Here is a 23,366-nt window from a genome sequence, read left to right as displayed (position 1 = left end):
TTGCGCACGACACCGCTTGCAGCCCCGGTTTTTTTCCGCAAAACTGGGGCATGTAAGCGATTACCCAGGATGTGTTGACAGATATGGCTACGATAAAGGATGTTGCCAGGCTGGCGGGTGTTTCCGTGGCCACGGTATCCCGCGTGATAAACAATTCCCCCAAGGCCAGCGAAGGATCGCGCACCGCGGTGCTGGCCGCCATGGAACAGCTGCAGTACCACCCCAACGCCAACGCGCGTGCGCTGGCGCAGCAATCCACCGAAACGCTGGGCCTGATCGTCTCCGACGTTTCCGATCCCTTCTTCGGCGCCATGGTCAAGGCGGTCGAGCAGGTGGCTTACGCTACCCACAATTTTCTGCTGATTGGCAACGGTTACCACGACGCCGAGAAAGAGCGCCAGGCGATTGAACAACTGGTGCGACACCGCTGTGAAGCGCTGGTGGTACACGCCAAAAGGCTGAGCGATCAGGAACTGTGCGGTTGGATGCAACAGATCCCGGGCATGGTGCTGATCAACCGCACGCTACCGGGTTTTGAAACGCGCTGCGTGGCGCTCGACGATCGCTACGGCGCCTGGCTGGCGACCCGTCATCTGATCCAGCAAGGGCATCAGCGCATCGCCATCATCTGTTCCACCCACCAGATTTCCGACGCCACCGATCGCCTGCAGGGCTATCTCGACGCGCTGCAGGAACACGGCATTGCGGTGGATGAAAAGCTGATCGCCTACGGCGAGCCGGACGAGATCGGCGGCGAACAGGCGATGACCGAGTTGCTCGGCCGCGGCCGCTCGTTCTCCGCCATCACCTGCTACAACGATCCGATGGCCGCCGGCGCACTGTCGGTGCTGAGCGATAACAGCGTCGACGTACCGGGGCAAATTTCGCTGATCGGTTTCGATGACGTGCTGATTTCACGCTATCTGCGGCCGCGCCTGACCACCATTCGCTACCCGATCGTGGCGATGGCGACTCAGGCGGCGGAGCTGGCGCTGGCGCTGGCCACTCGGCAACCGCTGCCGGAAATCACCAACATGTTCAGCCCGACGCTGGTGCGCCGCCACTCGGTCGCCATCCTCAACAACGCGCACGAACAGCCGTAATTCACGCCGCCGCATGGGTGAGCCATCACCCATGCGCTCAGATTGCGCAGCCCGCCGCATTTCCCGCTTTTGGATTTTTTCCGCTCCCAGCGTTCGTGCATATTGTTGGCACAATAACCTTTACACTATATAGCATAAACGCTATATTCGGAGCGCATCATGTGGCAAGTGGTGACCGTCGAACGGTTTGACGACTGGTTTTTAGCGCTGAACAACGCCCAGCAAACAAGCATCCTGGCTGCGATCTACAAATTGCAGACGTTCGGCCCGCAATTGGCGCGGCCGCATGCCGATACGCTGCATTTTTCCGACGCGGTCCGGCAGTTGAAGGAGCTGCGCATTCAACATCGCGGGCACCCTTTCAGGGTGTTTTTCGCCTTTGATCCACAGCGGCAAGCGGTATTGCTGTGCGGCGGCGATAAAACTGGCGACAAACGCTTTTACCAGCGCATGTTGCCCATCGCCGCCATGGAGTTTTCACATTATCTGGCAACCCGGAGGTAGTGCAGATGGCCAAACCTTTATCCCAACTGATCGATAAACTCGATCCCGCCGTCGTTGCTGCCGCCAGGCAAAAAGCGGACCAGGAGATTTTCGAGCTGCGGCTGGCGATGCTGAGGGAAGAGTTGGCGGTTTCTCAGGTTGAATTGGCGAAGCGGCTCGGCATCAGCCAACCCTCCGTCGCCAATTTGGAAAAGCGCGGCAGCGAAATAAAGCTGTCGTCGCTCAAACGCTATATCGAGGCGATGGGTGGCACGCTGTCGCTGGATGTGCAATTGCCCAATGGCCAGCACCGCCGCATGACGCTGTGAAGCGGGCGCAATGTGCCCGCCCTCTAATCAGATAAGCTCCAACGCGATCAACTCTTCGATGGTTTGGCGGCGGCGGATCAGCCGCGGTTCGCCGTTTTCGAACAACACCTCCGGCAACAGCGGGCGGCTGTTGTAGTTGGAGGACATCGACGCGCCGTAGGCGCCGGTGTCGTGAAACACCAGATAATCGCCGATCTGAACCGGCGGCAGCTCGCGGGTTTCCACTCCGCCCCCCGCCTGCTGGGTGAACACGTCACCGGATTCGCACAGCGGCCCGGCGATCACCGTTTCGCGCAATGGTTGCCCCGAAGTGTCGCGCCCATCGGCCGGCAACAGCGAAATATGGTGATAGCTGCCGTACATCGCCGGGCGCATCAGATCGTTAAAACCGGCATCCACCAGCACAAAGTGGCGGCTGCCCATGTCTTTTACCGCCCGTACCTCGGCCACCAAGACGCCCGCTTCCGCCATCAGGAAACGCCCGGGTTCGATCTCCAACTGTACCGGGTGCCCCAGATGCGCGGCGATGCGTTCACGCGCCCGGTTCCACAAACCGAAATAGTGTTCGGTATCGATCGCCTCTTCGCCGTACTGATACGGGATAGACAGGCCGCCGCCGGCGGAAATGGCGCTGATATCATGACCGAGATCGATCACCTGCTGCACCATCGCATCGCAGACGCGCTCCAGGTGCTGGTAGTCGACGCCGGAACCGATATGCATGTGTACGCCGATCAGTTTCAGGCCGTAGCGGCGGATCTTCTCCACCGCCTGCGGCAGGTCTGCATACCAGATGCCGTGCTTGCTGTTCTCGCCGCCGGTGTTGGTTTTCTGGCTGTGGCCGTGGCCAAACCCTGGGTTAATGCGCAGCCACACCGGGTGCCCTGCGGAAACCTGGCCAAGCTGATCCAGCATGTCGATGGAGCCGGCGTTGACCGGGATCTTCAATTCGCTGACGCGCGCCAGCGTGGCGTGATCCAATACGTCCGCGGTAAACACGATCTCGCTCGGTTCGCCGCCCGGCTGGAAACCGGCCTGCAGCGCCCGCTCGATCTCGCCCAGCGACACCGAATCCACCTTCACGCCCTGCCCGCGCATCAAGCGCAAAATATGAATGTTCGAACAGGCCTTCTGCGCAAAACGGATAGTGTCGAAGTGGCGCAGCTGAGCGATGCGCTGGCTGATGATGTCGGCATCATAGGCCCAGACCGGGCAGCCGAAACGCTGCGGCAAAGCCAGCAGGTTGGCGGCGTTCAACGCGGTGGAGGTGTCGTGCAGTGGGCGTGGCATGGCGATATTCCCAATTCGAAAATGACGGCAGAGAAAGCCATAGTGCCGCACGCTGAATCGGGTGGAAAATATCTATTTAGCCGTAGTCTATTCATTTATGATATGGCTTTCTTCACAGTCGAGCAGCTTCGCCATGTACAGCATCTCTTTGCGGCAGATCGAAATCTTTCGGGCGGTGATGACCACCGGCAATCTGACCGAGGCGGCGGCCCTGCTGCAAACCTCGCAACCGACCGTCAGCCGCGAGTTGGCGCGCTTTGAAAAGCTGATCCGGCTGCAGCTGTTCGATCGGGTGCGTGGGCGTTTGTCTCCCACGGTGCAGGGATTGCGGCTGTTTGAAGAGGTGCAGCGTTCCTATTACGGCCTCGATCGCATCGTCAACGCCGCCGCCGGTATCCGCCAGTTTCAGCAGGCGCAACTGTCGATCGTGTGCCTGCCGGTATTTTCCCAATCGCTACTGCCGGCAGTGTGTCGGCCCTTTATCGAACGTTACCCGGAGGTCAGTTTCAGCGTCATCCCGCAGGAGTCGCCGCTGCTGGAAGAGTGGCTGTCGGCCCAGCGCCACGATCTCGGGCTGACGGAAACCACCCTGACGCCGGCGGGTACCGAGCGGGTGACGCTGATGACGTTGAACGAGGTGTGCGTGCTGCCGACGGGCCACCCATTGCTGGCGAAAGACCAGCTGACGCCGCAAGACTTCGCCGGGCAGAACTTTATCAGCCTGTCGAGCACCGACAGCTATCGCCATTTGCTGGATGCGCTGTTCGGCGAACAGGGCGTAGAGCGCCGCATGGTAATGGAAACGCATAGCGCGGCGTCGGTGTGCGCCATGGTGAGAGCCGGCGTGGGGGTATCGATCGTCAACCCGCTAACGGCGCTCGACTATGCCGGCGGCGGCGTACACGTGCGGCCGTTCAGCATCGACGTGCCGTTCACCGTCAGCCTGATCCGGCCGCTGCACCGCCCTTCTTCGGCGCTGGTCACGGCCTTTGTCGAGCACCTTCATCAGCAGGCAGCAACCTTTTCCGCCCGGCTGGCGGCAGCCGTCAAGCGTTAAAATATTGCCAAGACATCAACGCAGCGTCGCCTGCCACTGCGGATCGGTCGCGAACCACTCCACCAGAAAGTCCAGCATGGTACGCAAGGTGGCGGGCATTTGTCGGCGTGAGGTGTAGATGCCGTAGATGCCCATCGACTGCGGCCGGTAATCCGGCAACAGCTCCACCAACTCGCCGCTGGCCAACAGCGGCGCCGCCGAATAATAGGGCTGCATGGAAATGCCGGCACCCTGCACCGTGCCGGCCATCAGCACCACCGACTCGTTGGCGCTCAGGTTGCCGCTGACCGCCACCGCCGATTTCACCCCCAGGGCGTCGAAGTGCCACAGGCTTTTGCCAAAATAGGAGTAGGTCAGGCAGTTGTGCAACGCCAGATCCTGCGGCTGGCGCGGGGTGCCGTGCGCCGCCAGATAAGCGGGCGCGGCGCACACCACCGACGCGCAGGTGGACAGCGGCCGGGCGATCAGGTTGGGATCCAGTTCGTTGGTGATGCGCAGTGCCAGATCGATGCGTTCTTCCACCAGATTCACCGCGCGGTTGTTCATCTGCAGATCGACCGCCACCTGCGGGTGACGCTTCAGATATTGAGCCACGGCCCCCACCAGCGCCGTTTGCCCCAGCGACTGCGAACAGGTGATGCGCAGCAGGCCGCGTAATTCATCGCTCTGCCCTTCCTCCACCAGATCGATCTCCCCCGCCAGTGCCAACATTTGCCGGCAGCGTTCCAGAGTACGCTCGCCGGCGTCGGTCAGACTAAGCTTACGGGTAGTGCGATGCAGTAAACGCGCCCCGGCCCATTGCTCCATCTGTGCCAGGTAGCGCGTCACCATCGCGCGCGACATCTCCAACGTTTCTGCGGCAGCAATCATGCTGCCGCGATCGACGATGGTGACAAAAACCTCAGCGGCGGTAATGCGATCCATGATTAGTCCGATTTATGCAATGAATAATTGCTTATTATCCGGTTTTTCTATCGCTTTATGCAACCTAACATCATTACAACATTAACCGATACCTAAGGACCTCTGCCCATGTTTAAGAAATCACTGTTGACTCTGGCCTTCACCGGCGTCGCCACCCTGAGCGCCTACGCCACCGCCGCCGATACCCTGACCATGGAAGTGTATAACCCGGGCGAGAAAAGCGTGTTCCCGGTTTCTTCCGAGATCGTCAGCGGCAAACACGAAGTGGCGCTGATCGACGCTCAGTTCCAACGCAACGATGCCGAAGCGCTGGTGAAGAAGATCAAGGCGACCGGCAAAAAGCTGACCACCGTCTATATCAGCCACTCAGATCCGGATTTTTACTTCGGTCTCGATGTGATTAAGGCCGCCTTCCCTGAGGCGAAAATCATCGCTTCGCCAGGCACCATCAAGGACATCAACGCCACCAAAGACGGCAAAGTCGCCTACTGGGGCCCGATCCTGAAAGACAACGCGCCGAAAACCGTGATCGTGCCTCAGCCGCTGCAGGGCGACAGCTTCACCATCGACGGCCAGAAAGTGGAAGTGAAAGGCCTGAACGGCCCGACCCCCGATCGCACCTTCGTGTGGATCCCGGCGCTGAAAGCGGTGGTGGGCGGTGTCGCCGTCGCCGGTGACAACATCCACCCGTGGATCGCCGACAACCAGAGCGTGGAATCGCGCCAGCACTGGCAGCAGACGCTGAAAAACATCGAAGCGCTGAAGCCGCAGGTCGTCGTGCCGGGCCACTTCCTGCCGGGTGCAGCGCAAACGCTGGCATCGGTGCACTTTACCCAGAAATACCTGACCACGCTGGAAGCCGAACTGCCGAAGGCCAAGGATTCCGCCGCGCTGATTGAAGCGATGAAACAGCACTACCCGACGCTGAAAGACGAGTCGAGCCTGGAACTGAGCGCGAAAGTGCTGAAAGGCGAGATGAAGTGGCCGCAATAAGCCCGCGTGATTAAACCAGCCCTGGCGCCGCGGTTGACCTGCCGCGCGCCAGGCGAGGAGCAAAGATGACCGAAACCACTCTGCATTACATTTTCGATCCGCTGTGCGGCTGGTGCTACGGCGCCGCGCCGCTGGTGAAAGCGGCTCAGAGCCTTCCAGGCCTGAAGGTCGTGCCGCACGCCGGCGGCATGATGACCGGCAACAATCGCCGCCAGATCACCGACGAATGGCGCAACTATGTCATTCCGCACGACAAACGCATCGCCGAGATGACGGGCCAGCCTTTCGGCGAAGCCTATTTCAACGGCCTGCTGCGCGACACCACGGCGGTGATGGATTCCGAACCGCCGATCACCGCCATCCTGGCGGCGGAAAAGCTGGCGGGGCGCGGGCTGGACATGCTGCACCGCATTCAGCAGGCGCACTATCAGGAAGGCCGGCGCATCGCCGACACGCCGGTGCTGGAGGCATTGGCGAAAGAACTGGGGCTGCCTTCTGCGGCATTCATCGCCGAAATGCGCTTCAACAGCGGGGCGCCGACCGCGCAACACATCGCGGAAAGCCGGGCGTTGCTCGCCAAAGTGCAAGGCCAAGGCTTCCCGACCTTTGCTTTGCAGGATAGCGAAGGCCGCCTGCATCTGCTGCCGGCCGGCAACTATCTGGGTAACGTGGAAGCCTGGAAAAACCTGCTGGGCGCCGCCGTTCTGGCGTAACCCCTCCGCCCCGCTCACCGGGGCGGGTCATTCGACCCGCACGAACCGCCCTTCCGCCCGCACGTTGTGACCGAACCCGCAATCGCCCCGCGTGTGCATTTCCAGCGCTTGCTCGCCAAATTCCATCGTGACGTCGCAAACCTGCGCGCTTTCCGACTCGTGCTGGTGGTAAACCGCCTTGCCGTGCTCGATCGGCAGCTCGGCGGTGAAGTCGCCCATGTTCGGCCCGTAATACAGCCCCATCTGCGGCATGGCGTAGCCGGAGAAATCGATCAGCCAATGCTCGCCCTGCGGCTTCACCACCACTTCGCTCCACACGCCGCGCCCGGCGTATTGCCAATACACGCCGCCCGGCCCGTTCGAGGCTTGCCGCTGCGCCAGACGCTGGCGCAACAGCTTCATGTTGTGTTGCGACTTGTCGTCATGCGGCGCAAGTTCCAGATAAGCCTGAGCCTTGAGCAGTTCACCAGCGTGCATCAGCGACAGCGCCACATTGTTGTAAGCCGTGGCGACGGCCTGCTCGCTCAGGCCGCAAAACTCGCTCCAGGCCGCCTGATCGCGAAAGATGTCGGCGGATTTTGCGTAATCCTGCCGCTGATAGGCCTTTTTTCCCAGTTCGGCGTAGCTCACCACCTTTTGGCAGTCGGCGACGATGTCCGGCTCGTCAATATGCGCCCAGGCCCGGTCGCTGGCGAAAACGCCGCAGGTCAGCAACAGGGGAAACCAAACCTTCATCGTTTATCCTTTCCGCAAAAATTCGGCGCCAGTATAACCGCCCGACGCCGGAGTGTATGCCGCAATTGCGCCCGTCTGCGTGCCGCTGGCGATTCAACCGTATTATTTCAAACGGTTAGCGGAGTCAAAACTGCTTACAGTCACGGTTTGTTTGTTACCGGCCCGCGGCCCATGCTGAACGAAACGCCGCAATTAACGAGTCGCTATGAACACAACCCCGTTGCAGAAACATGCCGTTTGGCAGCTGATCAAGCCCTTTTGGGTGTCGGAGGAGCGATGGCGCGCCTGGGCGATGCTGATCGCCATCGTCGTCCTGTCGCTCGGCCTGGTCTATATCAGCGTGCTGATCAACCAATGGAACCAGGTGTTCTACGACGCGTTGCAGAATAAAAACTACCCAGTGTTCAAGGCGCAGCTGTGGCGTTTTACCTATCTGGCGCTGATCTTCATCGTGCTGGCGGTCTACAAAATCTACCTGACTCAGGGACTGCAGATGCGCTGGCGGCGCTGGATGACGGAAAAGTTCATGGGAAAATGGCTGGCGCATCAGGCGTATTACCACACCGAACAACAGCAGATCGTCGATAACCCCGATCAGCGTATCGCCGAAGACCTGAACGTGCTGACCCAATATACCCTGTCGCTGTCGCTCGGGCTGCTCTCCAGCCTGGTGACGCTGTTTTCCTTTATCGATATTTTATGGCACGTCAGCGGGCCGATGACTTTCGCGTTTCGCCAGCACGCCATCACATTGCCCGGTTATATGGTGTGGTTCGCGCTGCTGTATGCGGTGCTGGGATCGCTGCTGATCTGGTGGGTCGGCAAACCGCTGGTCATGCTGGGCTTCAACCAGGAACGGTACGAGGCAAACTTCCGTTTCGGCCTGATCCGCATCCGCGAAAATAACGACGCCATCGCGCTGTACCACGGCGAACCGCGCGAGGCGCAGCAGTTGGGCGATCGTTTTGACACCATTCGCAACAACTGGTGGGCGATCATGCGCATCACCCGGCGGCTGAACATCGCCACCAACTTCTACAGCCAGTTCGCCATCGTGTTTCCCCTGCTGGTGGCGGCACCGCGCTACTTCTCCGGCGCCATCCAGATGGGGGGGCTGATGCAGATCTCCTCGGCCTTCGGCCAGGTGCAGGGCGCGTTGTCGTGGTTTATCGACGCCTTCAGCGATCTGGCGACCTGGAAAGCCTGCGTCAACCGTCTGGCCGGTTTCAACGCCGCCGTCGATCAGGTGCACCATCAGCCGCGCGGCATTCAGCTGCGGGCAGACACCCCCCATCCGTTGACGCTGAACAATCTCAGCCTGCACTTGCCCGACGGCCAGCCGCTGTTAACCGGCGCCGAGATGACGCTGCAACGCGGCGACCGCCTGCTGATCGTCGGGCCTTCCGGCTGCGGCAAGTCGACGCTGCTGCGGGCCATCGCCGGTATCTGGCCTTACGGTGCCGGCGCCATCGGGCTGGCGGCCAACGCCAACACGCTGTTCCTGCCGCAGCGCAGCTACATTCCGATCGGCACGCTGCGCGAAGCGTTGAGCTACCCGAGCCTGGCCTCGGAATACAGCGACCCGCAGCTGATGCGGGTGTTGGAAAACTGCCGCCTGAAGCACCTGCAGCGCTGGCTGGACACCGCCGCCAACTGGAGCCATCGCCTGTCGCCAGGCGAGCAACAGCGGCTGGCGTTCGCCCGCGCCCTGTTGATTCGCCCAAGCATTCTGTTCCTCGACGAGGCCACCAGCGCGCTGGACGATGACACCGAACAGCTGATGTACTGCCTGCTGGTGGATGAACTGCCGGACGTGACGCTGGTCAGCGTGGCGCACCGCAACAGCGTGGCGAAGTACCATCAGACCTGCTGGCGCTTCAGCCGCAGCGAAGATCAACCCGCACGCCTGGTGCTGAGCCCGCTGCCGGCATAACCCGCAGAACCGGGCGCAGCCACGCCCGGCGTTCGTTCAGATGCCGTCTGCCTGCACGTCTTCGCACTTCACCCGGCGTCGTTCATGCCACAGGCTGGTGAGGCCACGTTTGCCGCACGCCAGCGCCACCTCGCGAAATTCGTCCAGGCTCAATCCGTCGCGCTCCAGCATCATTTCCGCCGCCAGCTGCATATTGACGCCGGTCAGCACTTCGCAATCGCCCTGCGCATCTGCCAGCTCGCAGGCGCTGCGGAACGGCGAGCCGCCGAGCATGTCGGTGAGGAACACCACCCCGTCCGGCTGCGCCACCGCCGCCAGCGCCGAGCGCAAGGCGTCTTTGAGCTGCGCGGTGCTCATCTGTTCGGGGAAATCGACCGCCGCGCAGTGCGGCTGCGGCCCCACCACCTGCTCCACCGCCTGCAACAGCCCGGTGGCAAAACCGCCGTGGCCGGTAATCACAATGCCTGGCATAGCCCGCTCCTCACAAAATGCCGATAAATTTGCCCGCCACGCCGATCGCGACGGTGACACCAATCAGCTTCACCGGCGAGAAGCCGCGCTTCATCAGGAAGAAAATGAGCAGCGTGAAGCACAGCGGCAACAAGTTGGGCATCAACTTGTCCAGCACGTCGGTCTGCAGCGCGACGCTGGCCTTGCCGGCATGCATCACCAGCGGCGTGGACAGGTGCACATACGAGGCCACCAGCGCACCGATCACCGTCATGCCGACGATCGACGCAGCGTGAGAAATGCGCCGGGTGTGGGTCTTCAACAGCGCCAGCGCGCTGGTGCCAGCCTGATAGCCGTAGTGCGCCAGCCCGAAGCGCAGGCCGAAGTGGAACAGGTTGAACAACAGCAGGAAGACGATCGGCCCGAACAGGCTCCCCTCCAGCGCCAGCGAAGCGCCAATCCCGGCGCAAATCGGCAGCAGCGTCAGCCAAAACAGCGCGTCGCCGATGCCGCCAAGCGGCCCCATCAGCGCCACTTTCACCGCGCGAATGGTGGAGATCTTCTCCTTGTTCTGCTCCATCGCCAGCACCAGGCCGGACAGGAAGGTGACGTCGAACGGGTGCACGTTGATAAACTCCATGTGCATCTTCATCGAGTTGGCCAGATCCTGCGGGTTGCGGTGGATCTTGCGCAGCCCGGGGATCAGCTGATACAGCCAGCCGCCGGCCTGCATGCGTTCATAGTTGAACGACGCCTGCAACAGCAGCGAACGCCAGGCCATGCGGTTGATGTCGCCGCGCGTCAGCGCTTCGGCGGGCTGACTGTCCAGGTAATCGTCCCGCTCTACCTGGCTGGTGGCCAGCGCCTGCGCCATGCGTTGCTCGGCCTTTTGCGCCAGCAGATCGTCGGAATCGTTAAATGCCATCTTCGGCGTCCTCCTGCGGAGCGGGCCGTGCCGTCGCCTCTGCCGCACCGCGTTGTGTGTTGAAGAAGTCAATCAGCGCGATCGCCAGGGCGCCCAGCGCCACCGCCAGGATCGGCAACTTAAGGAACGTGACCGAGATAAAGCCGAGGATAAAATAGGCCACGTAGGTTTTTTTCATCATCACCTTCATCAGCAGCGAGAAACCGATCGCCGGCATCATGCCGCCCGCCACCGCCAGCCCGTCCAACAACCAGCCCGGCGCCTTCTGCACCATGGCGCTGGCCGCGTCGGCGCCGAAGTAAATCGGCAGGAACGCCACCACGAAATAGAAGATGAACAGGATGCTGATGCCAAGGTAGTTCACCCGTTCGATACCGCGCCAGTTCAGCTCTTTCACCATGCGATCGCAGCGGTGCATCATCGGCGAGAACAGCGTAAACAGCAGCGTGATGCAGCCCTGCACCGCAATCGAAAACGGCACCGCCACGCCGATCGCCACTTTCGGGTCGGCCTTGGTCAGAATGGCGAACGCGGTGCCGATCACACCGCCGATCACCACGTTCGGCGGCTGGGCGCCCGCCAACGGCACCATCCCCATCCACACCAGCTCCAGCGTGCCACCCACCAGCAGCCCGGTGTAAACATCGCCCAAAATCAGCCCCACCAGCGGCCCCATCACTACCGGCCGGTGGAAGTGCGTCAGGCCGTCGAACAGGTCAACCCCCGCCAGCCCGGCCAACAGCGCAATCAATAACGCATCCGTCAACATGCTTCCCCCTCAGGCTCAAAAGAGCAATTTGCCGATCGCCTCGCCCGCTTCATCCGGCACCCGGCGCACTTCGCATTCAACGCCCAACGCCGCCAGCGCGCGGAAAGCGGCCACGTCGCCGTCGTCCAGCGACACCGTTTTGTGCACCTGCCGCTTCCCCTCGGCGAAGTGCATGTTGCCGACGTTGACGAAACGGATCGGCACCCCGCCGCGCACCAGCGTCAACACGTCCTGCGGCGTTTTGCACACCAGAAAGATCTTCTGCCGATCCGTCGCCTTGTGGATCACGTCGATGGTTTTCTGCAGCGTGAAGTAGCGGGTCTGCACTCCTTCCGCCACCACCATGTCCATCAGGTTCTGCTGCACCGGATCGGCGGCGGCCTCGTCGTTGGCTACCACTACCAGGTTGGCGCCGAGGGTGTTGGTCCAGGTTACGCCCACTTGGCCGTGCACCAGGCGATTGTCGATGCGGGTCATTAAAATGTTCGGCATGTCAGCGGCCCTCCGGGTAACAGGCGGCGTGGTAGTCGTCGAGCACCTGCATCACTTTATGCAGCACCCACTCCTGCGGATCGGCGCTCAATTCGCCGGCGTTCAGCGCCCGCGCCTGATCCGGCAGGTACTGGCTGAGCAGCGCCAGCGGCGCCGGGCTGCGGCGCAGGTTGTCCAGCAGGCCGTCGACCGCCTGTTGCACCTGCGGCTGCGGCCAGTAGTAACGCACCCGATCGCTCAGGCTGTAGTGGCGATCGAGATACTGTTGGTGCGGTGTACCGTGGTAATAGCGGCTCCACTGCTGCGGCTGCTCGCGCATCACCTGTTCCAGCGTGGCGCACAGCTGCGCCGACTGGCGTTCCCCCAGCCATTCACGCTCGATGCGATCGAGGGCGAACAGCGCCTCGCGCAGCGCGAAAGTCAGCGCCGGCCCCACCTTCAGGATGGCGAAATGATCGCGCACCAGCTGGCGGTAGGCCTGCGGCGGTTGGTAATCCGTGGAGTGCGCTTCATAGATCATGCCCGGCTGCCGTTCGATAAATTGGCTTAAAGCGCCGGCGCGCTGCGGCTGGTAGCGTTCGACGCTATGGTGATCGAACTCGACGCCCGGCTGCACCACCAGCGCGATGGTGCGCTGCCAGGCGTCATTCAGCTCGGCCTTTTGCCAGGCCAAACAGTGCGTTTCCAGCGTTTGCGCCACCGCCTGCGGCGTGGTGACCTGCAACCCCGCCAGCGCCTCCTGCGCGCCGCCCGGCACCGGTACTTCGGTGCCGATCACATAGACCGGCGCTTCGCCGCCGCTCTGCGACCAGGCGCGTTCCGCCACCGCGCACAAGCGCGCCGCACGCTCGGCGACCGCCGCATCCCCCAGCGGCGATGGGTCCCCGGCGCACGACATGGAACAATCGAGATGGATCTTGCGGAATCCGGCGCGGACGTAATCGTCAATCAGCGTTTCCGCCAGCGCCATCGCCTCCTGTGCCGGGCGTTCTTGCCAGGCGTTGGGGCCCAGGTGATCGCCCCCCAGCCATATACGTTCGCGCGCCAGGCCGACCTCGTCCGCCAGACGCCACAGCGCATCGCGGAACTGGGCTGCCGTTTGGCCGGTATAGCCGCCGAACTGATTGACCTGATTGGACGTCGCCTCGATCAGCACCGGCGTGCCGCGGGCTTTGGCCTGCCGCAGCGCGGCCTCCAATACCCAGGGATGGGCGGAACAGACGGAAAAGATCCCGACCGGCATACCGGCCTTGTGCTGCTCGACAAGCTGTAACAACTGCTGCATGAAGCCCCCATGCAGGCGCCGTGCTACCGATCGGCGATGATGACCTCCACGCCCAGCTCGGTTAACGCCCGCTCGTAATCGTCCGGAAGACGGCTGTCGGTGATCAGCCGATGAATTTGTCCGGCTTCGCGAATCATGCAAAAGCTCTTGCGACCGAATTTGCTGGCATCCGCCACGGCGATAATTTCGCGCGCCACCTCGCACATCACGCGATTGAGGTGCGCCTCACCGGGGTGAGGCGTGGTGATGCCGGCACTCAGATCGAATCCGTCGACACCCAAAAACAGCTTGTCGAAGCGGTACTGGCGCAATTGCTGCTCGGCAGCCGGACCGTAGAGCGAGTAGGAGTTGCGGCGCACGCTGCCCCCCAGCACCATGACCTCCACCCCGTCGTTTCCCGAAAGCTCGTAGGCAATGTTCAGCGCATTGGTCATCACCACCAAATCGCGCCGCCCCTTCAGAAACGGCACAATCTGCGCGGTGGTGGAGCCGGAATCGAGGATCAGCGCATCGCCGTCGCGCACATAGCCGGCCGCCGCGTTGGCGATCAGCGTTTTGACATCGCGATTCAACCGCCCTTTGTCCCGCAGCGGCCGATCGAAAGCGAATTGCTGATTGAGCATCGCGCCGCCATAAGCGCGCAGCGCACACCCTTTTCGTTCCAGAAAGCGCAGATCGTTGCGGATCGTCACCGTGGATACCGCAAACTGTTTGCTGAGCTGCTCCACGCGCACGCTGCCGTGCTCGCATAACAGATCGATAATGTGTTCACGTCGCTTTGCGGTATTCACTGGCATGAGCTGCGGTCCTCAGGTTTCCGGCATCGCCGGGGAGAAGATGGCTTTCGCTCTACTGCGCTGGCATTACAGCAAAGCGAAAGCAATGAAATTGTGATCGGGCTTACAGCCCCGTTTTAGCAAAAAAACCGCCAAAAAACCTTTCGAATCGAAACGGATCGAAAAGCAAAAAAGCGTAATGAGAGAAAAGTGAAATGCCATGACGGGCGCGAACGCCGGGGAGAAGCCGCGCAGACGACGAGGGAAGCGAAAGCGGCGCATGGCCGGCCCCGGGCCGTGACTTTTAGTTCACTCAGTGACCAGGATCACATAATGGTAATTATCCTGCGGGCGCCGGCGTCTCACGGCATTGCCCCGCCCAGGCCCCGCTCTTGTCAGCGCAGGCGATCTTTCCTACACTTGCGAACAGATACCGCCAACTTGTCGGTACGTAAGCGTTAACGTCAATCAACGCATCACGCCATGCAGCACTGATTGACTGCATGCCCTGGTGCGAGGAATCCATGCCGCAACCCGCTTCTTCCCCATCCGCCACCGCGGCCCCGCGTCGCCGTTTACACCGCCCTGTGCTGCTGATCGTCGGCATCATGCTGATCGCGGCCAACCTGCGCGCCGCCCTGACCAGCGTCGGCCCGCTGTTGGAGCAGATCCAGCAACAGCTGGCGTTATCTGCTACCGCCGCAGGCCTGATCAACTCGCTGCCGTTGATCCTGTTCGGCGTCCTCTCGCCGCTGACTCCGGCGCTGGCGAAACGCATCGGCATCGAGCGCACGCTGGGCCTCGCCCTCATGCTGCTGGTGTGCGGCATCGCGCTGCGTTCACTGCCGCAAAACGCCATGTTGTGGCTGGGCAGCATTCTGATCGGCACCGCCATCGCCTTCGCCAACGTGGTGCTGCCGACGCTGGTGAAGCGGGATTTCCCGCATCGCGCCGCCGCGATGATCGCCGCCTACGCGGCGGTGATGTCACTGGTCGCCGCCATCGCCTCCGGTCTGGCGGTGCCGTTGGCTTCCCTGTCCGACCTTGGCTGGCGCTTCTCTTTGTTATGCTGGGGATTACCCGCGCTGTTGGCGCTGTTGGTCTGGTTGCCGCAGCTGCGGCGCTCTGCCGCCCCACACGCCGAAGAATCGCAGCCGGCGGAGCCGCAACGCTATCGCTCCCCTTGGGGAAGCGCGCTGGGCTGGCAGGTCGCGCTGTTTATGGGGCTGCAATCGATCACCTTCTACACCATTATCGGCTGGTTCAGCGCCTTCGCCGCCAGCCACGGCACGTCTCCCCAGCAGGCGGGCTTCGAACTGTTCGTTTACCAGGTGGTGGCGATCGTCGCCAATTTTGTCATGGTGGTGATTCTGCCACGGGCGCGCGATCAACGGGCGATCGCATTGGGCAGTTCTTTGCTGATCTTTATCGGTGTCGGGGGATTGTTGGTGCAGCCCGCCAGCTCACTGGTGTGGCTGACATTTGCCGGATTGGGGGCGGGAAGCTCGCTGGTGCTGTCGCTGTCGTTCTTTGGCCTACGCAGCCAGCATCATCACCAGGCGACGCTGCTGTCGGGCATGGCGCAGTCCGTCGGCTATCTGTTGGCGGCGCTGGGCCCTACATTGTTCGGTCTGCTGCACGACCTGACGGAAGGCTGGCGTTTACCGCTGATCGTCCTGCTGTGTCTGACTGTCTTGCAAATGTTGTTCGGCGCACTGGCAGGCCGCAGCCGCGTGATCAGCTAACGCCGCTGAGCGATGGGCCGCTCCGGTTCGGGGGCATCGTCCTGCCACAAGTCTTCGATAAAAGCGCGTTGCTCCTCGCTCAATACCCACGAAGGCGGAATTTTGGACTGCGCGCGCCGCTGGGCGCCCTCGCTGGTTTTAGCCTGCTTTTTATTCACGAATCGCCTTCCTGCTCAACCTACTTAATCAGTAACCAGTAAATCACGGCGGCGGTGAGTAGCCAGAACAGCCCACAGCCAATAAACACGCACAGCCATGCTTTACGTTTGATATTTGCTCCATCCTTGCTCACCACAGCGCCCCCAACCAATAGATTAAACCATTCAAACATTGATTATCGATCTGTTTTAACGATCGATAAAGTGGTTTGTTCCTATGGAAATTTAAAAAACCGCTGCCACCCATATACCTGCATTGCAGTCGCAGTGAGAACAGCACCGTGGATATCACTGTTATCGGCAGGCGATAACTTGTATTGATAGGTGAACTAGCGTGCAGTCTGCCACATATTGATAGTCTAAAATTAAACCACTGGTAAATAATTAAACACTCAATTATTTGACTGGTCGTAAGTCAAATCGGCAACAGGCAGCGCTGAAGGCGGGAAAGAAAATGAAGTGACGTGCTGCAACCACGCGAAAGAAGCGCCGGCCCGTTTTAGTCTCGCCCGGGCCGGCGTGGCTTAGCCAATCCGGCTGACGGAATCCCGGCTGGCGTGTTCACGCTCGCTGCCGGTCAGCTCGCGCAGCTGGCCTGAGCGCATCTCAAGCAGCCGATCGGCGTGTTCGAAATAGTGATCGTCGTGGCTAATAGCAAACACTGTTTTGCCCAACGCACGCAGCTCCGGCAACAGTTCGCGATAGAAAATGCGCCGGAACTGCGGATCCTGATCCGCCGCCCATTCATCCAACAGTAAAATATCGCGCTGCTCCGCCACCGCCAGCAGCAAGGCCAGTCGTTTGCGCTGCCCCTGCGACAGTTGCGGGTTTGTCACTCTGTCGCCGTCGAACTGCAGTTTGCTTTTCATGTTCAACCGCTCCAGCCAGACGGCGACCAGTGCCGCATCGGGCTCACCACCTTCCGGCCCTTGCAAGCGATCGAACTGATGAAAATCGGTGAAAATCGCCGAAAACAGCCGACGATAGTCCGGCATATCCGCCGCGGCCTGCGCCACGCCATCCAGGACGATGTGCCCACTCACTGGCCGATACAACCCGGTCAGCAGCATCGCCAGCGTTGACTTGCCGCTGCCGTTGCCGCCAATCAGAAAGACCAGCTCACCACGCCGCAGCGTCAGATTAAGTGGCCCTACGGCAAAACCGGGCTGTTGTTCCGTATCTGCATAGTGAAAAACCACGTCGCGCAGCTCCAGCGTCTGCCAGGCACGGGCGATGCCGGCGGAAAACGCCGGTTGATATTCGGCAAGACGCAGCGTCTTCAGCTTGTTGAAGGCCACTTCGGCGCTGACCAGCGTGGGAAACGCCCCCACGGCCTGCAGCAACGGCGTGCGCAAGAACAACAACGTCAATGAATAGGTGGCGGCCACCGCCGTGTCCGCCCACCCCAGGCTGTTAGCCATAAAGAACACCAGCCCGATCGCCCCCAACATCATGATATTTGACCAGTTCACCGCGCTCAGATGGAAGGTGTCGGCGCGAATGATATGGTAGCGATAGGCTTGCGCGTCGGGCTGGTAAGTCTGATCGTACAGCGCCTGCGCCCGCTTGCGGTTCAACGTAAGCTCCTTGCGACCGTCAATCACCGACTCATAACGCTGGTAGAGACGCTCTTCCGACTCGCGCACGCTGGCCATATGGCGATAGACCCGCGATACCAGACAACCGCTGCCCACCACGGTGATGGCGACCCAAACCGCCGTCACCGCCAGCATTTGCGGGGATAGCCAGCCCAAGTAAGCCGCCGCGCCCAAGGTTAAAATCACCCCTTGCACCAGCTCGGGTAGCCGCACGAAGGCGACGGTGATATTGCGGATATCGCTGGACAGGCTGGCCAGCAGCGAGGCGCTGCCCAACTGTTCGAGACGTTCGATATCGGTATCCAGAATGCGCTTCACCAGCTGCCCGCGCAGCCGATAGACGAAGTAATGGCCCAATGTCGTCAGCGCCAGTTGCGATCCCAACGTGACCGCCATCAGCAATGCCAGCAGGGCGAGAAACATCGGCAACACGGCCAATGGGTTGCCGCCGGTGCCCATCAGATATTGATTGATAAAAGCAATGATACCGATACCTAAGCCGGCACTGGCCATGGTCAACGCCATGACAGCCAGAAATGGCCAACGATACTGGCGATAAACCACCCGTAGCAGTTCCATGAAAAAACCTCTGAAGTCGCGATCCGGCAGGCATTGTAAGCGGCGCGCGAATGAGATCAAGACGAATTCTCATCATTCACGCGGTCTCTTATTTCAGCGCCGATAACATTTTGAGGATTGATTATTGAAGCAGGGGACTTACACTGGCGGCCTCTTTCCACTGAAGGGAACAGCCGATTATGCTCGCCACCCACGAATACGCCAACGACCTGATTCTATTTTCGCTGATTGTCGACTGCGGTTCGTTCAGCAAAGCGGCGGAGAGCGCCGGCATCACCAGCTCAGTGGTCAGTAAACGCATCGGGCGGCTGGAAAAATCGCTGGGTGCCCGGTTGCTGTACCGCACCACCCGCAGCCTGACGCTGACCGAAAACGGCCAGGCGCTCTATCAGCAGGCCAAAGAGATCGGCGCCAAAGTGCAAGAGGCGCTGTACGCCGTCAGCGAAAAGAGCGAAGAGTTGACCGGCACCATCCGCATGTCGGTGCCGACCATTTCGGGCGAGCTGTTGCTGAGCGAGAGCGTAGCGGAGTTTTGCGCTCTGCACCCCAACCTGAAGGTCGAGATGCGGCTGGAAAACCGCTTTGTCGATCTGGTGGAAGAAGGCATCGATCTGGCGATCCGTACCGGCACCATGCCGGACTCCAGCCTGATTGCCCGGCCGATCTTCGATTCCCGCTGGGTGATCGTCTGCTCGCCGGGGTACCTGGAAAGCCACCCGGAACCGCGCAGCGCCGAAGATCTGCTTGGTCACAACTGCCTGACCTACACCTATCAGGAGAGCGGCACCGCCAACTGGCTGATGAAGCGGCCGGGGCGCAACGACATCTACGAGCTGCAGGTTAACGGCAACCTGTCGGCCAACAACGCGCGGGCGATCCGCAAAGCGGTAATCGGCGGCCACGGCATCGCCATGGTGCCGCGCTGCATGGTGTATGAAGATTTGCAGGACGGCAAACTGACGGAAATCCTGGCCGGCCACTGCGGCAAAGTATTGGGCATTTACGCCGTCTACCCTTACACCCGTAATTTGCCATTAAAAACCCGCCTGCTAATCGAACATATCATCGGTTCCTACCAAAATATCAGCCATTACTTTTGAGTTTCCCTCTCTGATTATTTCCCCACGACCGCAAAATGCCGTGGGGATTACACTACTTTTGGACATAATCTATTGAGCATTACCGCTTAATTAATGTGAACTCACGCATTCATCACACAATAAACCATTCTATCTAATTGATTTTAAAATACTTAATCTATCCGCTCCCGCTGCCTGTTTTTCCACCGCCTGTGTCGATCGTCGATGTTAAAAAATTACCGCATGGCATCGCCGCCAACGTTGTGATTAGAATGAAAATGTTGCGGTAATTAACCTTTCAGCTACATATCTCTGCCCATAAAAATAATAGCCCTGAGGATCTTATGCCCCTGCTTTTCAGTATTGCGCCCATCGTCCTGCTGATTTGGATGATGACCAAAAGGAATGGCGTGCCCTCTTACCTCGCCCTGCCGCTGACGGCCGCCTTGGTCTATGCCGTACAGCTCGGGTGGTTCGATGCCTCGCTGCGGTTGCTGCATGCCAATATCATCACCGCGCTGGTGTCGACGCTGACGCCGATCACCATCATCGCCGGCGCCATCCTGCTCAACAAACTGATGCAGATCAGCGGTGCGGAAAACGTGGTACGCCGCTGGCTGGAAACCATCAGCCCCAATCCCGTGGCCCAGCTGATGATTATCGGCTGGGCGTTCGCCTTTATGATCGAGGGCGCCAGTGGCTTCGGCACCCCGGCCGCCATCGCCGCGCCGATTCTGGTGGGGTTGGGCTTCAACCCGCTGCGCGTCGCCCTGCTGACGCTGGTGATGAACTCCGTGCCGGTCTCCTTCGGCGCCGTGGGCACCCCCACCTGGTTCGGCTTCGCCAATCTCGGCCTGTCGGACGCCAGCCTGCTGGAGATCGGCCGGCAAACCGCGCTGATCCACTTTGTCGCCGGCTTCGTCATCCCGCTGCTGGCGCTACGCTTTATCGTTTCCTGGCAGGATATCCGCCGCAATCTGCCGTTTATCCTGCTCAGCGTGCTGAGCTGCACCGTGCCCTATCTGCTGCTGGCCCAGGTGAACTATGAGTTCCCGGCGCTGGTCGGCGGCGCCATCGGCCTGGCGCTGTCGGTGCTGCTGGCGCGCGGCGGCGTCGGCCTCGCCCGCAGCGACCAACCGCAGAGCGCCGGGCAAGCAGTGCCGTTCATCCAGGTGGTCAAGGCCATGACCCCGACTTTGCTGCTGATTGCTATCCTGATAGTGACGCGCGTTCATCAATTGGGCCTCAAGACGCTGCTTAACAGCACCGCGCCGCTGTGGCAGGAAAACCTCGGCTGGCTCGGGGAACTGCGCATCAGCCAGGCGCTGATCGTCGAACTGCAGCAGGTGCTGGGCACCACTGCCGCCGCCGGCTACAAGACGCTGTACGTACCGGCGCTGATCCCGTTCCTGCTGGTGGTACTGCTGTGCATCCCGCTGTTCCGTCTGAATCGCGGTCAGGTGCGACAGATGTTCAACGAAACCGGCGAGCGCGTCGCGCGGCCCTTTATCGCCCTGTTCGGCGCACTGGTGATGGTCAACCTGATGATGCAGGGCGGCGACAATGCGCCGGTGATCCTGATCGGGAAAGCGCTGGCGGCGCTGACCGGCGACAGCTGGCTGCTGTTCTCTTCGTTCCTCGGCGCGCTGGGATCGTTCTTCTCAGGCTCCAATACCGTCTCGAACCTGACGTTCGGCGGCATTCAGCAGTCGATCGCCCAGAGCAGCGGCCTCGACGTCAATCTGACGCTGGCCTTGCAGTCCGTCGGCGGTGCCATGGGCAACATGGTGTGCCTGAACAATATCATCGCGGTGTGCTCGATCCTCGGGATCGGCAACGCCGAAGGCAAAATCATCAGAAAGACCGTACTGCCGATGCTGGCGTACGGCGGGATCGCGGCCGCGATGGCGGCGATCCTCACGCTCTGACCGACTACTCGTTATCGCAAGCAAGACAAGAAGGTAAACAACATGATCATCTCCGCGTCAACCGACTACCGGGCCGCCGCCCAGGCCAAACTGCCGCCGTTTCTGTTTCACTACATCGACGGCGGGGCCTACGCGGAGCACACGCTGAAGCGCAATACCGAGGATCTGGCCGATATCGCCTTGCGCCAGCGCGTATTGCGCAACATGTCCGAACTCAGCCTGGAGACCTCGCTGTTCGGCGAAAAACTGGCGATGCCGGTCGCATTGGGGCCGGTGGGGCTGACCGGTATGTACGCCCGCCGCGGTGAAGTGCAGGCCGCGCGCGCCGCAGCCAAGAAAGGCATTCCATTCACGCTGTCCACCGTGTCGGTCTGCCCGATCGAAGAAGTGGCGCCGGCGATCGATCGGCCGATGTGGTTCCAGCTCTATGTGCTGAAAGATCGCGGCTTTATGCGCAACGCGCTGGAGCGCGCCAAGGCCGCCGGCGTGAAAACGTTGGTGTTTACCGTCGACATGCCGGTGCCCGGCGCCCGTTACCGCGACGCGCACTCGGGGATGAGCGGCCCTAACGCCGCCCTGCGCCGCGTGCTGCAGGCGTTTACCCATCCTCAGTGGGCCTGGGATGTCGGCCTGCTCGGCAAACCACACGATCTGGGCAACGTCTCGGCCTACCGCGGCAAGCCGACCAGTCTGGAAGACTACATCGGCTGGCTGGGCACCAACTTCGATCCGTCGATTTCCTGGAAAGATCTGGAGTGGATCCGTGAATTCTGGGACGGCCCGATGATCATCAAAGGCATTCTGGATCCGGAAGACGCCAAAGACGCGGTGCGCTTTGGCGCCGACGGCATCATCGTCTCCAACCACGGTGGCCGCCAGCTGGACGGCGTGCTGTCGACCGCGCGCGCCATGCCGGCGATCGCCGGCGCGGTAAAAGGCGACATCACCCTGCTGGCCGACTCAGGCATCCGCAGCGGCCTGGACGTGGTGCGCATGATCGCCCTGGGGGCTGACAGCGTGCTGTTGGGGCGCGCCTTCGTCTATGCGCTGGCGGCGGCCGGCGAAGCCGGCGTCGCGAACTTGCTGGATCTGATCGACAAAGAGATGCGCGTCGCCATGACGCTCACCGGCGCGAAAACCATCGCGGAGATCAACGCCGGCTCGCTGGTCAGAAACGCCTGACTCAAAGCGGCTGCACGCCCTCCGGGTAAGCGTTGTAGCTCATCTTGCTGATGAATGCCCCGGCCGGTGACACCAGAACCCGGCCGGCGGCGTCCAATCCGAGGAAGGTGCCGGTGCAGCGCCCGGAAATAAAGTCGAAGAAGAACACCGAGCACACCGGAATAATCTTTTCCCGGAAGGTGAACAGGAACATCTCTTCCTCAAACTTGTAGTAGGTGGCGTAGTCCATGTCGCCGTGGCCGAACTGCTCACCGCGCAGGTTTTGCCAGGCATAGCGCTCGGTGTTGACGTAGAAGTGCTCGTAGTAATGGTTGGGGCTGTAGACGTTCAGCGTGCGATAACCGATCAGCTCGCGGGTCAGATGCGGCGCAATGCCGCCCGGCGCCACGCCGGCAATTTGGCCGACGTGGAAGCTTTGCTTGAGGCGGGAACCCTTTTCCACCGCCTGTTCCGGCAACAGCGTGCTGCGCACCAGCAGCGCCCGGCCGCTGTCGCGGTTGAGCACCAGCGTCAAACACTCGTTGCCCGGCGACTGCAGCGGAATATTGAAGAAATAGCGCGCGGCGGAGGTTTGCACCTCTTCGTAAGCGTCCTCGCCGCTCCCCCCGTCCCAAGACCACAGCACCCGCTGCCGATCGGCGCTGAAGCGCAGCGTGATTTCCCCGCCGTCTTCAAAGGCGATCTGCAGCGTTTTTCCGCGCCAGTCCTGGGTGCCCGGCAGCCGGTTGGTGTCGATGCCGCGCGCGAAATCGTCGTAGTTTTTCCAGTCCGGCTCGGCATTTTGATTCAGTACGGATTGTTCTGCTGACATCTTCGCTCTCCTTGATTGAATGAGATAGA

General features: G+C 61.1%; 24 protein-coding genes. 11 read left to right on the top strand and 13 right to left on the bottom strand.

All coding sequences use genetic code 11. The features are described from left to right. Positions 1-83: 83 nt before the first annotated feature. The 3 genes from galR to BHU62_RS16810 all read left to right on the top strand — a co-directional run bounded on the left by galR (position 84) and on the right by BHU62_RS16810 (position 1,915). Positions 84-1,103, top strand: coding sequence for an HTH-type transcriptional regulator GalR (galR, locus tag BHU62_RS16820; RefSeq protein ID WP_073533020.1), 1,020 nt, complete (start codon positions 84-86; stop codon positions 1,101-1,103). 159 nt (positions 1,104-1,262) lie between these two features. Then, entirely contained in the window at positions 1,263-1,607 is a 345-nt protein-coding gene (locus BHU62_RS16815) for a type II toxin-antitoxin system RelE/ParE family toxin (RefSeq protein WP_073533019.1), read from the top strand. A gap of 5 nt (positions 1,608-1,612) precedes the next feature. After that, positions 1,613-1,915 carry a helix-turn-helix domain-containing protein gene (locus tag BHU62_RS16810; protein WP_004931828.1) on the top strand — a complete coding sequence of 101 codons (303 nt, stop codon included), beginning with the start codon at positions 1,613-1,615 and terminating at the stop codon, positions 1,913-1,915. Positions 1,916-1,942: 27 nt separating this feature from the next. Here the strand turns inward: BHU62_RS16810 and lysA are convergent, their stop codons facing one another. Continuing rightward, positions 1,943-3,205 (bottom strand): diaminopimelate decarboxylase, encoded by a 1,263-nt coding sequence (lysA, locus tag BHU62_RS16805; protein ID WP_073533018.1) that lies wholly within the window; start codon positions 3,203-3,205, stop codon positions 1,943-1,945. A 133-nt stretch (positions 3,206-3,338) separates the two neighbouring features. On the opposite strand from lysA, the gene BHU62_RS16800 reads away from it, so the two are divergent. Beyond that, positions 3,339-4,262 carry a LysR family transcriptional regulator gene (locus BHU62_RS16800; RefSeq protein ID WP_073533017.1) on the top strand — a complete coding sequence of 308 codons (924 nt, stop codon included), beginning with the start codon at positions 3,339-3,341 and terminating at the stop codon, positions 4,260-4,262. Positions 4,263-4,277: 15 nt separating this feature from the next. Here BHU62_RS16800 and BHU62_RS16795 read toward each other — a convergent pair whose 3' ends face one another. After that, positions 4,278-5,186 carry a LysR family transcriptional regulator gene (locus BHU62_RS16795; protein ID WP_073533016.1) on the bottom strand — a complete coding sequence of 303 codons (909 nt, stop codon included), beginning with the start codon at positions 5,184-5,186 and terminating at the stop codon, positions 4,278-4,280. A gap of 108 nt (positions 5,187-5,294) precedes the next feature. Between BHU62_RS16795 and BHU62_RS16790 the strand changes: the two genes are divergently transcribed. Further along, positions 5,295-6,179, top strand: a complete 885-nt coding sequence (locus BHU62_RS16790; RefSeq protein WP_073533015.1) for an MBL fold metallo-hydrolase — start codon at positions 5,295-5,297, stop codon at positions 6,177-6,179. Positions 6,180-6,244: 65 nt separating this feature from the next. Beyond that, positions 6,245-6,892 (top strand): DsbA family protein, encoded by a 648-nt coding sequence (locus BHU62_RS16785; RefSeq protein ID WP_073533014.1) that lies wholly within the window; start codon positions 6,245-6,247, stop codon positions 6,890-6,892. A gap of 27 nt (positions 6,893-6,919) precedes the next feature. On the opposite strand, the gene BHU62_RS16780 is transcribed toward BHU62_RS16785, so the two are convergent. Next, positions 6,920-7,627 (bottom strand): tetratricopeptide repeat protein, encoded by a 708-nt coding sequence (locus tag BHU62_RS16780; protein WP_073533013.1) that lies wholly within the window; start codon positions 7,625-7,627, stop codon positions 6,920-6,922. A gap of 205 nt (positions 7,628-7,832) precedes the next feature. On the opposite strand from BHU62_RS16780, the gene BHU62_RS16775 reads away from it, so the two are divergent. Further along, complete coding sequence (locus BHU62_RS16775; RefSeq protein WP_073533012.1) at positions 7,833-9,560, top strand: ABC transporter ATP-binding protein/permease; 1,728 nt, start codon at positions 7,833-7,835, stop codon at positions 9,558-9,560. A gap of 36 nt (positions 9,561-9,596) precedes the next feature. Here the strand turns inward: BHU62_RS16775 and agaF are convergent, their stop codons facing one another. Genes agaF through agaR form a run of 6 tightly spaced genes read right to left on the bottom strand, consistent with a single transcriptional unit; the run spans position 9,597 to position 14,278 of the window. Then, complete coding sequence (agaF, locus tag BHU62_RS16770; RefSeq protein WP_073533011.1) at positions 9,597-10,031, bottom strand: PTS galactosamine/N-acetylgalactosamine transporter subunit IIA; 435 nt, start codon at positions 10,029-10,031, stop codon at positions 9,597-9,599. A 10-nt stretch (positions 10,032-10,041) separates the two neighbouring features. Next, positions 10,042-10,935, bottom strand: coding sequence for a PTS system mannose/fructose/sorbose family transporter subunit IID (locus BHU62_RS16765; protein WP_073533010.1), 894 nt, complete (start codon positions 10,933-10,935; stop codon positions 10,042-10,044). Next, the gene (gene agaW / locus BHU62_RS16760; protein WP_019455697.1) at positions 10,925-11,704 is read right to left on the bottom strand and encodes a PTS N-acetylgalactosamine transporter subunit IIC; all 780 of its coding nucleotides are present in this window, start codon (positions 11,702-11,704) and stop codon (positions 10,925-10,927) included. Before agaW ends, BHU62_RS16765 begins: the two co-directional genes overlap by 11 nt. 15 nt (positions 11,705-11,719) lie before the next feature. Beyond that, positions 11,720-12,196 carry a PTS N-acetylgalactosamine transporter subunit IIB gene (agaV, locus tag BHU62_RS16755; protein ID WP_073533009.1) on the bottom strand — a complete coding sequence of 159 codons (477 nt, stop codon included), beginning with the start codon at positions 12,194-12,196 and terminating at the stop codon, positions 11,720-11,722. A gap of 1 nt (position 12,197) precedes the next feature. Beyond that, positions 12,198-13,481: a D-tagatose-bisphosphate aldolase, class II, non-catalytic subunit gene (locus BHU62_RS16750; protein WP_073533008.1), complete on the bottom strand. Its 1,284-nt coding sequence runs from the start codon at positions 13,479-13,481 to the stop codon at positions 12,198-12,200. Between the two features lie 23 nt (positions 13,482-13,504). Beyond that, a complete protein-coding gene (gene agaR, locus BHU62_RS16745; protein WP_004931804.1) occupies positions 13,505-14,278 on the bottom strand; it encodes a transcriptional repressor AgaR in 774 nt (257 codons plus the stop codon). Positions 14,279-14,781: 503 nt separating this feature from the next. Here agaR and BHU62_RS16740 point away from each other — a divergent pair. Next, positions 14,782-16,002, top strand: coding sequence for a CynX/NimT family MFS transporter (locus BHU62_RS16740; protein WP_073533007.1), 1,221 nt, complete (start codon positions 14,782-14,784; stop codon positions 16,000-16,002). Here the strand turns inward: BHU62_RS16740 and BHU62_RS25275 are convergent. The 3 genes from BHU62_RS25275 to BHU62_RS16730 all read right to left on the bottom strand — a co-directional run bounded on the left by BHU62_RS25275 (position 15,999) and on the right by BHU62_RS16730 (position 18,337). Beyond that, entirely contained in the window at positions 15,999-16,160 is a 162-nt protein-coding gene (locus BHU62_RS25275) for a hypothetical protein (protein WP_171971329.1), read from the bottom strand. The two genes, BHU62_RS16740 and BHU62_RS25275, sit on opposite strands and share 4 nt — an antisense overlap. Before the next feature lie 20 nt (positions 16,161-16,180). Beyond that, the gene (locus tag BHU62_RS16735) at positions 16,181-16,297 is read right to left on the bottom strand and encodes a YmiA family putative membrane protein (RefSeq protein ID WP_073533039.1); all 117 of its coding nucleotides are present in this window, start codon (positions 16,295-16,297) and stop codon (positions 16,181-16,183) included. Between the two features lie 387 nt (positions 16,298-16,684). After that, positions 16,685-18,337 carry a multidrug ABC transporter permease/ATP-binding protein gene (locus tag BHU62_RS16730; RefSeq protein ID WP_073533038.1) on the bottom strand — a complete coding sequence of 551 codons (1,653 nt, stop codon included), beginning with the start codon at positions 18,335-18,337 and terminating at the stop codon, positions 16,685-16,687. A 179-nt stretch (positions 18,338-18,516) separates the two neighbouring features. Between BHU62_RS16730 and BHU62_RS16725 the strand changes: the two genes are divergently transcribed. The 3 genes from BHU62_RS16725 to lldD all read left to right on the top strand — a co-directional run bounded on the left by BHU62_RS16725 (position 18,517) and on the right by lldD (position 22,526). Further along, positions 18,517-19,437, top strand: a complete 921-nt coding sequence (locus BHU62_RS16725) for a LysR family transcriptional regulator (RefSeq protein WP_073533006.1) — start codon at positions 18,517-18,519, stop codon at positions 19,435-19,437. 323 nt (positions 19,438-19,760) lie between these two features. Further along, positions 19,761-21,344 carry an L-lactate permease gene (locus tag BHU62_RS16720; protein ID WP_073533005.1) on the top strand — a complete coding sequence of 528 codons (1,584 nt, stop codon included), beginning with the start codon at positions 19,761-19,763 and terminating at the stop codon, positions 21,342-21,344. Between the two features lie 42 nt (positions 21,345-21,386). Beyond that, complete coding sequence (gene lldD, locus BHU62_RS16715) at positions 21,387-22,526, top strand: FMN-dependent L-lactate dehydrogenase LldD (protein WP_073533004.1); 1,140 nt, start codon at positions 21,387-21,389, stop codon at positions 22,524-22,526. 1 nt (position 22,527) lies between these two features. On the opposite strand, the gene BHU62_RS16710 is transcribed toward lldD, so the two are convergent. Beyond that, positions 22,528-23,337 (bottom strand): MoaF C-terminal domain-containing protein, encoded by an 810-nt coding sequence (locus BHU62_RS16710; protein WP_073533003.1) that lies wholly within the window; start codon positions 23,335-23,337, stop codon positions 22,528-22,530. Between the last annotated feature and the right edge of the window lie 29 nt (positions 23,338-23,366).

Source organism: Serratia marcescens, from assembly GCF_001902635.1.
Classification (GTDB): Bacteria; Pseudomonadota; Gammaproteobacteria; order Enterobacterales; family Enterobacteriaceae; genus Serratia; species Serratia marcescens_F.
This window is presented reverse-complemented; position numbering and strand designations above follow the sequence as displayed.